General features: G+C 39.2%; 7 protein-coding genes. All 7 read left to right on the top strand.

Going from position 1 to position 11,588, the window contains the following annotated elements:
* Positions 1-627, top strand: a 627-nt coding sequence (locus tag AC1DG9_RS15720; protein WP_477634864.1) for a phosphate acyltransferase, incomplete at its 5' end; no start/stop codon positions are given.
* Between the two features lie 3 nt (positions 628-630).
* On the top strand, positions 631-1,215 hold the full coding sequence (ruvA, locus tag AC1DG9_RS15715; protein ID WP_068888257.1) for a Holliday junction branch migration protein RuvA: 585 nt from the start codon (positions 631-633) through the stop codon (positions 1,213-1,215).
* A 54-nt stretch (positions 1,216-1,269) separates the two neighbouring features.
* A complete protein-coding gene (gene sov, locus AC1DG9_RS15710; RefSeq protein ID WP_477634865.1) occupies positions 1,270-8,442 on the top strand; it encodes a T9SS outer membrane translocon Sov/SprA in 7,173 nt (2,390 codons plus the stop codon).
* A gap of 98 nt (positions 8,443-8,540) precedes the next feature.
* Complete coding sequence (gene gcvH / locus AC1DG9_RS15705) at positions 8,541-8,921, top strand: glycine cleavage system protein GcvH (RefSeq protein ID WP_288882720.1); 381 nt, start codon at positions 8,541-8,543, stop codon at positions 8,919-8,921.
* A 3-nt stretch (positions 8,922-8,924) separates the two neighbouring features.
* Positions 8,925-9,329 (top strand): VanZ family protein, encoded by a 405-nt coding sequence (locus tag AC1DG9_RS15700; protein ID WP_172661939.1) that lies wholly within the window; start codon positions 8,925-8,927, stop codon positions 9,327-9,329.
* A gap of 235 nt (positions 9,330-9,564) precedes the next feature.
* Positions 9,565-9,780 carry a FeoA family protein gene (locus AC1DG9_RS15695; protein ID WP_048903622.1) on the top strand — a complete coding sequence of 72 codons (216 nt, stop codon included), beginning with the start codon at positions 9,565-9,567 and terminating at the stop codon, positions 9,778-9,780.
* A 5-nt stretch (positions 9,781-9,785) separates the two neighbouring features.
* Positions 9,786-11,588: ferrous iron transport protein B (feoB, locus tag AC1DG9_RS15690; protein ID WP_477634863.1), on the top strand; the 1,803-nt coding region annotated here is incomplete at its 3' end.

The following is an 11,588-nucleotide window of genomic DNA, read 5'->3' as shown; positions in this document are numbered from 1 at the left end:
GCTTTGCAGGTTATTGGTACAGAAGAGGGTGTAAACCGTGTTGCAGGCATGTACATGATGATGACCAAAAAGGGACCTGTATTTTTCGGAGATACGACTGTTAATGTTGATCCTACTGCAGAAGAATTGGTAGATTTAACTTTGCTTTTAGAAAGATCTGTAAGTAAATTTAACATACAGCCAAGGGTGGCATTACTTTCATACTCTAACTTTGGCTCTAATGAAGGTATTGTACCGGAAAAGGTTAGGAAAGCTGTAAAGATATTACACGAGAAATATCCGCATATTATGGTGGACGGTGAGATGCAGGGGAACTTTGYCATTAATAATGAGATGTTAAAAGACAATTTCCCTTTTAGCAGGTTAATAGGCGCTCCAGCGAATACACTGGTTTTTCCTAATCTGGAATCTGGTAATATTGCTTATAAGTTATTACAGGAACTTGGAGAAGCGGAAGCCGTTGGCCCGATCTTGCTGGGTCTGAAAAAACCGGTACATATTGTACAGCTTGGCAGTTCAGTGAGAGAAATTGTAAACATGGTAACCATTGCAGTTTTAGACGTACAGGCTAAAGAACAAGAAGCAAATCCGAAAAAAGGTCTATTAAAAAGAATTTCAAAAAGATAAAATATGTTTGCATATATTGATGGTAAGTTGACCTTTAAATGCCCCGCGTATATTGTAGTGGAAGCCGGTGGCGTAGGCTACCATATTAATATATCTCTAAACACATACAGCAGTCTTGCTGATGCGGAGCGATGTAAAATCTATACATGGCTTCATATTAAAGAAGATGCCCATACTTTGTATGGTTTTGCTGATGAAGGTGAAAGAAGGTTATTTCTGCACCTGATTTCGGTATCTGGTATAGGACCAAATACAGGAAGAATGATGCTTTCATCCATTACCCCTAATGAAATTCAGTCGGCTATTATCAGCGGCGACCTTCCGCTTATACAACGTATTAAGGGGATAGGTGTGAAATCTGCACAAAGGCTTGTGCTTGAGTTGCAGGATAAATTAAAGAAGGAAGGAACGGGGTCGTTAATTGCGGCCCCTTTAAACAATACTGTAAAGGAAGAAGCTTTATCGGCTTTAATGATGCTCGGGTTTGCTAAACCTGCATCTGAAAAGGCAATTGATAATGCAGTGAAGGTGGGTGGTCAGGATCTATCAGTAGAACAAATGATTAAGCTAGCCCTAAAAAATTTATAACTTTTTTTACTCTTGAAAAACAAATTAACGCTAATATTATCTCTCCTCTTGGTTATACTCTTTTGGGGAAAAAATGCTGTCTCTCAGGTAGTGGTTGGGCGGGCTGCCACTGATACGTCAAGAAATTTATTCGGGTTAAAAGAAAAGCAGCGGCTGGGAATAAGGCCACCGTCAAATTCCTTTAAGCCCTTGCCGGAAAATGTGAAACGTGAGGTTGAGTATGATGCCATAAATAAAAGATACATTATTAGACAGCTGGTGGGCGATAAGTTAATAGCTGCCCCTCAATACCTAACCATCGCCGAATATCAGCGGTTGATAAGCAGTGAAATTAAGCGTGAAAACTGGAGGACACTTTCGAATGAGGAGATCAATGATGTAAGAAGAACCGGGATCATTCCTAGTTTGAGTATCAATAGTAAAGCCTTCGAGAAAATATTTGGCGGGAATACGATCAATATCCAACCGAGGGGGGAAGCGGAACTTACCTTTTTGGGTAGAATAAACAGAAATGAAAACCCCCTGTTTAATGAACGCCAGAGGGTGCAGGGTAATTTTGACTTTAACCAGCGGATCCAGATGGATGTGATTGGTAATATCGGTACMAAGCTGAAGGTTAATATGAACTACAATACTGAAGCTCAATTCGATTTTGAGAACCAGATTAAGTTGGATTATACAGGTGGTGATGATGATATTATAAAGAAAATAGAGGCCGGTAATGTGAGCCTTCCTTTAAATACGACCTTAATTAGCGGAACACAAGCCTTATTTGGGATAAAAACACAATTGCAGTTTGGTAAACTGAACGTAAATACTGTTTTTACCCAGCAAAAATCGCAGTCGAGAGAAATACAGATTAATAATGGTGCACAGCAAAACGAATACAGGATCAGTGCAGATAATTACGAAGCAAACAAACACTATTTCCTTGCCCAGTATTTCAGGGACAATTACAATAAGGCCCTATCCAATCCGCCTACCATTACTTCGGGTGTTATCATTACAAAAATAGAAGTATGGGTTACCAATAAGGCCGGCAATACTCAGGATTCCAGAGATGTTCTTGCCTTTATGGATTTGGGAGAGAACAGGCCATACAATGCTACCCTGACCGGAGGAACCTCAGTACTGCCTTCGGCATTTAAGAATGCTCAGTTTCCAAGGCATTCAAATAATTTGTTGGATAGGTTGCCGGCAGATGCGAGACAAACCAACTCTAATGCAGTTATTTCTTTCTTTGAGCAAAGCAAGGGAACAGACAACTACGCGAAACTCACTTATGCCAGAAAACTAACTGAAAGAGAGTTTACCTTTCATCCTAAACTGGGTTATATCTCCTTAAATAATTCCCTGAATACAGACGAAGTGCTTGCCGTTGCGTACCGCTATACTTACAATGGGGTAGAATATCAGGTTGGTGAGTTCACTACCGATGTTCCATTTGACCAGGGGAGCCCTAAAGTTTTGTTCGCAAAGTTATTAAAGAATGAAACGACTAAAGTTAACCTGCCTACATGGGGACTGATGATGAAAAATATTTATTCTATAGGTGGATACCAAATCAGTCAACAAAACTTTAAGCTGGATATCTTTAGAATAGACGAGAAAACAGGTATTGAGAGACCAGTTATTACTGAGGGTGAGAAACTGGATGAATTTAAGCGGCCACTAAAAGATAAGTTATGGATACAGGTAGGGGGTTTGGATCGTTTAAATCAGCAGGATGAAGCAAAACCGGATGGGATTTTTGACTTCCAGGCAGAGAATAACCCTTTTAATTCAAATTCTAATCAGAACTCCTCAAACACATTTGGGAACAATAGTGCTTTTAACAATACCAATACAATTAATAATACCAATGGAAATACGGCCTACGTGCTTTCAAACACAAAAAATGGATACATTACTATAGATCCATTAAATGGGAGAATAATTTTTCCGCTTGTTGAGCCATTTGGAAGAGATCTGGCCAGTCAGTTTTTACCAACCGAACAAGCTTTTATTGATAAATACACTTACACTGCATTGTACGACTCGACCAAGGTTGTGGCGCAGCAATTGTTTACCAAACAGAACCGGTATATCATTAAAGGAAGTTACCAATCTGATATTGCCTCGGAGTTTAGCTTAAATGCCATCAATGTGCCGGAGGGATCGGTGAGGGTTTTTGCCGGAACAATTCCTTTACAGGAAGGAGTGGATTTTACAGTAGACTACCAGGGAGGAAGGGTGAAGATATTGAATACGGGAATTTTAATATCAGGCCAGCCGATAAGAATATCAACAGAAAATAATGAACTTTTTGGGTTGCAGCAGCGGTCGTTATTTGGGGCAAGGCTGGACTATAAAGTAAATAATAAACTGAATTTGGGAGGTACAATCATGAACCTTTCTGAAAAACCGCTAACACCAAAAGTAAACATTGGAGAGGAACCGATTTCCAATACCATATGGGGGCTGGATATTAATTACAGTTCACCCTCAAGGTTTTTAACTAAGCTGGTTGATAAATTACCTTTCCTTTCTACCAAAGCCCCTTCGAGCATTACCTTTTCGGGAGAGTTTGCCCAATTGTTACCTGGCCACCCGAATGCGCTTAACTTTGGAGGTCAAAAAGGTGGCGTAAGTTACCTGGATGATTTTGAAGCCTCGAGATCAATAATAGATCTTAAAAGTGCTGTAGCATGGCAGTTATCGGGTACCCCTCAACTGTTCCCTGAATCAAATTTGACTAATGACCTTGCGTACGGCTACAATAGGGCGCGTATTGCATTTTATAATATTGACCCGACCTTTTACAATAGGAATGCGAGTAATTTACCTGCCAGCATAAGAAGCAACCGTACAGAATTGTCGAATCATTATGTGCGCGAAATTATAGAGCAGGAGGTTTTCCCTTTTAAAGAAACAAGTACCGGTCAATCTATCACCCTGCCAACTTTAGATGTTGCTTTTTATCCGACGGTGAGAGGACCTTATAATTATGCACCAACAGGATTTGGTTCTAATGGTCTGTTAAATAATCCTAAATCGAGATGGGGTGGTTTGTTCAGAAGAATTGAAACCAATGATTTTGAGGCTTTGAATATAGAGTTTATAGAATTATGGGTTATGGACCCAAATATTTATAAACCAAATTCTGCCGGAGGTGATTTGTATTTTAATGTTGGAAATATTTCAGAAGACATTCTGAAAGACGGACGTAAATCATTAGAAAATGGGTTGCCTGCAAATGGAGATCCAAGTAAATTTGATGAAACAAATTGGGGCAGGGTACCTAAGCTGCAACCGGTGGTTCAGGCATTTGACAATGATCCAGCTGCCAGAAGAACCCAGGATGTAGGGCTGGACGGGTTGTCGAATAATGATGAACGTGCCAAATTCGCCTCGCTTATTAATCAAATAAAGGGGCAGTTAAATCCTGATGCTGCTGCTGAATTAGAAAATGACCCATCATCAGATGACTATTCCTATTATCGGAGTAATGCACTCGATCAGGCTGGTGCCGGAATTTTAAAACGTTACCAGAGATATAATGGTACTGAAGGAAACTCTAAGACCCCTGAACAATCTCAGGAAGATTTTGGTGTAGAGAATTCAGCTTCTACTTCTTTACCGGATGGAGAGGACATCAACAGAGATAATAACATGACCCAGTCTGACGAGTATTTTCAATATAAGGTATCTATGCGTCCGGGAGATTTAATGGTTGGACAAAATTTTGTTACTGACAAGGTGACCTCGCAGGTTAAACTTGCTAATGGACAAACACAACCTGTTACCTGGTATCAGATCCGAATTCCATTGGCACAATACCAGCAAAAGGTTGGAAATATCCAGGATTTTAAGTCGATTCGTTTCATTAGAATGTTCCTGACCAATTATGCCGATACCACTGTGCTAAGGTTTGGAAAGATCCAATTGATAAGAGGTGAATGGCGCCAGTATAATGCAAATAACGATCCTGCACAGGTAATTGTTGATCCGGTGTTACAACCAATAGGAGCCGATAATTCGACAATTGAAGTAGCCACAGTGAACATTGAAGAAAATGGAAAACGTACCCCAATACCATATGTTGTTCCTCCGGGTATTGAAAGAGAACGCGATTTCAGCAATTATCGTGGTGATACCAGGCAGAATGAACAGTCGCTGGCGGTAACGATCAAAAATTTGAGGGATGGATACGGAAGAGCTACATTTAAAACCGCTATTAATGATTTCAGATCATATAAGCACTTGGAAATGTATATTCACCTTGAAGCCCTTGGGAGTAATGTGCTGAATAATAATGACCTGAGTGCCTTTTTAAGAATTGGGACCGATAATCAGGATAATTATTACGAGTACTCACAACCTTTAAGGGTTACCAATCCGGGAACAAGTGATCCTTATGCCATCTGGCCGGACCAGAATAAACTGGATATTGAACTTGAGATTTTTCAAAAAGCCAAGATAGCCAGAAATAAAGCTATGCTTAACGGGCAGCCATGGCCGGTAAATATCCCCTATGAATTTATCGAAAATGGGAAAACAATTACCATAAAGGGTCAGCCTGATATGAGTAAAGTCCGGGTTTATATGCTTGGTGTGAAAAATCCACTCAGGAATCCTGCAAACCCTGGTGAGGATGATGGGCTGGATAAAAATGCGGTGATATGGTTTAATGAATTAAGGTTGACGCAGTTTGACGAAAGAGGGGGGTGGGCTGCAACTGCAAGGATGAATGCACAACTGGCAGATTTTGCGGATGTAAACATTTCGGGAAGTAAATCTACGATTGGATTCGGCTCCCTGGAAAAACGAGTAAGCGAAAGAAACAGAGCTGATAATGTATTTTTTGATATCTCCTCGAGCATGGAACTTGGCAAGTTTTTACCTAATAAATCGGGGGTAAAGATTCCCATGTTTATTAGTTATTCAAGTCAGATAAGTACACCGCAGTATGATCCGAGAACGCCGGATATTGAATTGAAAACTGCGTTGGAAGGGGCCACTAAAGCAGAGAAAAAAGAGATCCTGAATTACGCACAGGATTATACTACACGTAATAGCATCAGTTTTACAAATGTAAGAAAGGAACGTACCGATCTTGATAAAAAACCTAAGCTATGGGATGTAGAAAATTTAAACGCAAGTTATGCCTATACTAAGTTTGCACATAGGGATTTTATTAATCAGAATAATATTCAGCAGWCTTACAGGGCATCGTTGGCCTATAATTATGCCGGTCAGTCAAAAAGCTATGAACCGCTTGCCAAGATCATTAAATCAAATACGCTGGCATTATTAAAAGAGATCAACTTTAGCTTATTGCCTAATTCCATAAACTTTAGGATTGATCTGGACCGGTATTATTCAGAAAACAGCCTGCGCAACAATGACCCTAATAATGCCATTMCCATAAACACTACGTTTAATAAAAATTTCCTTGTTACCCGGGTATATGGTATTTCTTGGAACTTTACCCGTTCACTTACTTTAGATTTTGATGCCACCAATTACTCTATCATTGATGAGCCCGAGGGCAGAATTGACGGATTGAAAAGAGACACACTTTGGCAGAATTTAAAGCGACTGGGTAGAACTACAGACTATTCCCACAACTTAAATGTTACTTATAATTTACCGTTAAATAAGATTCCGGGAATGGACTGGTTAAATGTAACTACTCGTTACGGAACTAGCTTTAACTGGCAGACTGAGCCACTATCAACCCTTAGAAACCCACTTATAGATTTGGGGAATACCATTCAGAATTCAAGGATCATTCAGATCAATCCAAATCTGAACCTTGCCAGTCTATACAACAAATTCGGATTTGTTCGAAAGGCAGGTGCCGGGACTACAGATAAGCAATCGGGCACGGGGTTCTTTGTAGGTTTACTTACAGGAATTAAAAATATTGTAGGTGCTTATACGCAGACCAGGGGTATATTTATGCCAGGTTATTTACCTAAAACCAATTATTTTGGTATTGATGATGTGACCGGAGCTCCGGGATTGGGCTTTGTGTTCGGAAGTCAGCGTGACATTAGAAGTATGGCCGTTAATAATGGATGGCTCACTACGGATACTTTACAGACACAGCTTTATGTGAATACCTTGCGAGAGGATTTAAGCTTTACCAGTTTAATTGAGCCCATTCGGGATTTGACCATTACCCTTACTGCAAATAAGAATAGAACATCGAATTTCTCTACGAACTACAGATATGATAGAGACAGTCGTGAATTTGAGAATTTAAGTCCATATACAACCGGAGATTATAGTGTTTCATTTATTTCTTTACGCACCTCATTCTCAGAAAAATCGGGCAGTACGGTTTCTAAGTTGTTTAACCAGTTCATGGCCAACCGACAGGTGATTTCGCAGCGTTTGGGCGCACAAAACCCAAATTCAAGAGGAATGGTTGATGGTTATGCAGATGGTTACGATAAGAATGCCCAGGATGTAGTTGTTTCTGCATTTTTAGCAGCTTATTCGGGCAGAAGTGCCTCGTCAGTTAACCTGAACTCTCTTCCAAGTATTCCTTTGCCGAACTGGCGGTTGAATTACCGTGGATTAACCCGTATTGCTTTCCTTGCGGACCGGTTTAATTCAATAGACATCAGACATTCTTATCGTTCAGTGTACAGTGTAAACAGTTTTAACTCCCTATTGAGATATCAGGAAAGTAACGGATCTGTAATTAGCAGAGAAGATGCTGATGGGGGAAACTTTTTGCCTAAGTTCCAGTATTCTCAGGTAACTATTGCTGAACAATTTGCCCCGCTAATTGGTGTGGATACCAGATTGAAAAATAACATGACGGCTAACTTTGAGTATGGCCGATCGAGATTGCTGGGATTAAGTCTTGCAAACAGTCAGCTCGCTCAATTAACGGAAAACAATATGGTTTTTGGTTTGGGATACAGAACAAATAAATTCAGATTCCCTTTTGGGTTATTTAAAGGATTAAAGACTGATAACAATATGGATTTTAAGTTGGACATTGCATTAAGAGATAATAAGACTGTGATTTATCGTGCAGATATTACTGAGGCAGAAGTTTCATCAGGAGCGCAGAACATAACCTTTAGGCCGAGTATAGATTATGTGCTTAACCAGCGTTTTAATGTGCGGGTATTCTATGATTCTAACGTTACCAAGCCGTATACTTCGCAGACCTTTAACACCTCTTTCAGTAATTTTGGTTTTAGTTTAAGGATTACTCTGAATTAAGGATTGTTATAAACACTGATATTAATTACCTTTGAGCGCGCGCAGCTTATTTAATGTGTTGAGCGGTAAAAGATTTACGAAAAAATAAATTTAGAGAAATGAATTTTCCATCAGAATTAAAGTACACTAAAGACCACGAATGGCTTAGAATTGAGGGTAATGAAGCTTATATCGGTATTACTGATTTTGCCCAGCGTGAGCTAGGCGACATCGTGTACATCGACATAAATACTGTAGGTGACGAAGTGAGCAAAGACGAGGTATTTGGTACTGTAGAAGCGGTTAAAACAGTTTCAGATCTGTTTATGCCAGTAACTGCTACCGTGACAGAAACTAATGCTGCTCTTAATGACAACCCAGAGCTGGTAAATTCTGATCCATATGGACAAGGATGGATGGTTAAGGTTGCAGTTTCTGATCTTTCGGAAGTTGAAGGCTTATTAACCTCGGATGCTTACAAGGCACTTGTAGGAGCATAATTGATGAATAAATTCGGGGAATTAAAATATCAGGTCTGGGCCATTGTATGGACCATTGTAATTTTAGTGCTTTGTAATATGAAAATGCCTGATACCAGTGGATCAGGCTTTTTTTTTGAAGGCTTTGATAAATTGGTTCATTTGGGGTTCTTTTATGTGCTTACTATTCTGTTGTTTTATGGTAAAATAAAACATCAGCATAATTATAGCTTCCGCTCTCTGACCATATTTAAGATCATTGTAATTACAGCAGCACTTGGAGGTGGTATTGAATTGTTACAATGGAAGTTTTTTACTTACAGATCAGCAGAGTGGTGGGATTTTGGATGTGATATGACAGGTGTTTTTATGGGCGTTTTTAGCTATATCTTACTACACAAATCTAATTACAATGAAAAGACGATTTAATTTATTGATGCTGTTAATGTTTGTAGGATTAATTAGCAGCTGCAGCATTTTTAAACCAGGTTGTAAATGCCCAAAAGTTAGCTATTCCAGCTATCCAAGTAAGTAATTGTATCAATTTAACAAGTAGCCCCTTATTTATTAAAGGGCTTTTTTATGACTATATATAAATCCCTGCTTATTTGGATTTATTATAAATTAAGTCTAAATTGCGCCTCAAAATAACACTTATACATAGATGAAACTTTCACAGTTAAATCCAGGAGAACAAGGTACTATCGTAGCGTTTACAGATCTTGAAATGTCTGTAAAATTAATGGAAATGGGATGCTTGCCTGGTGAAACAGTAGAAGTAGAACGTTTTGCGCCACTTGGTGACCCAATAGCTATTCGCGTTGCAGGATATCAACTTTGTTTGCGTAAAAACGAAGCGTCTATTATTATAATTCAATAATAATTTTGGCAAAAGATATTAAAATTGCTTTAGTTGGTAACCCCAACACTGGGAAATCTACACTTTTTAACCTGCTTACAGGATTAAATCAAAAGATTGGAAATTTTCCGGGTATAACTGTTGACAAGAAAGTAGGCTATTGCAAACTAGCCGATAATAAACAGGCTGAAATAATTGATTTACCTGGTACGTATAGCCTGTATCCAAAAAGCAAAGACGAAAGCATCGTATTTCAGGTGTTGGCTGATAAAAATAATTCAAGTCATCCTGATATTGTTGTGCTGGTAGCAGACGCAACAAACCTTCGAAGAAATTTATTGCTTTATTCGCAGGTGGCCGATTTGGGTGTTCCAATGGTTCTGGCACTTAATATGACCGATATGGCCAAAAAAGAAGGAATTGATATCAACATCAATAAACTTTCTGAACGGCTGGGGATACAAGTAGTAGCAATTTCTGCAAGGAGCAATTCGGGCTTAACTGAGCTAAAGGAAGCTATTGATAATACTACAAAAATTGCTACCCAGGTAGCGGGAGCGGATATGCATGTATTGGCGCCAGAGGCTATTAATTTGGTTAAGCAGCGCATCAAAACAGAAAATAATTACCTGTCCTTACAAATACTGCATCAGCACGAGCATCTTAATACATTTTCCCTTCAGGATCATGAAGCCTTTGAGCGGATAAAAGCTGAGCATACCTTTGAATCTTCTAAGTTACAAGCAGCTGAAACCATTGCCCGCTACAGGTATTTAAGCACCATTTTAAGTGGGGTGGTAGAAGATACCGGAGCGGCAAGAAAGTTTGTTTTTAGTGATAAACTGGATTCGGTACTTACCAATAAATTTTGGGGCTTTCTGATCTTCATTGGGATTCTATTTTTTATTTTTAATTCTATTTTCTCCTGGTCGTCTTATCCAATGGAGCTAATTGAATATGCTTTTGTGTGGCTTACTGAATACGGACACCAGCATCTGCCAGATGGTATTTTAACCAATCTTCTTTTAGATGGTGTATTGGCTGGTTTAGGTGGTGTAGTGATATTTATTCCTCAAATAGCGATCCTGTTTGCTTTTATATCTATACTGGAGGATACCGGCTATATGGCTCGAGTTACCTTTATGATGGATAAGATCATGCGAAAGTTTGGGCTTAGCGGTAAATCTGTAGTACCTATGATTGGAAGTTTGGCATGTGCCGTTCCATCAATCATGAGTGCAAGGAATATTGAAAGCTGGAAGGATCGTATCATCACTATTATGGTTGCTCCTTTGGTAAGCTGCTCTGCCAGATTACCTGTTTATACTTTATTGATCTCATTGGTTGTGCCAGAAAAGATGGTATGGGGCTTTATCAATTTGCAAGGCTTAACCCTTATGGGGATGTACGTTATTAGTATTTTGGCAGCAGTCGTGGTAGCTTTTGTGATGAAGTTCCTGATAAAGGCGAAAGAGAAATCATATTTCATTATGGAGCTGCCTGTGTATAGAATGCCGAGATGGACAAATGTGATTTATACCATGTATGAGAAATCAAAGACGTTTGTATTTGAAGCAGGTAAGGTGATTATTGCCATCTCTATTATCCTTTGGGTATTGGCAACGTACGGCCCATCTGAAAGGTTTAAAGAAATTGATGATAAATATGCAGCTATAGAAGCCCAAAAAGATAGTGTGCAAATTAGCACATTGGAAAGAGATAGGGCCGCAGAGAAGCTTGAAAACTCTTATGCGGGTATTTTAGGGCATGTGATAGAACCTGCTATTAAACCCTTAGGATTCGACTGGAAAATAGGTATTGCTTTAATT

The organism is Pedobacter sp. 05L430, from assembly GCF_056397585.1.
Note: the sequence above shows the minus strand (reverse complement) of the source record. Positions and strands in the feature narration are given on the sequence as shown.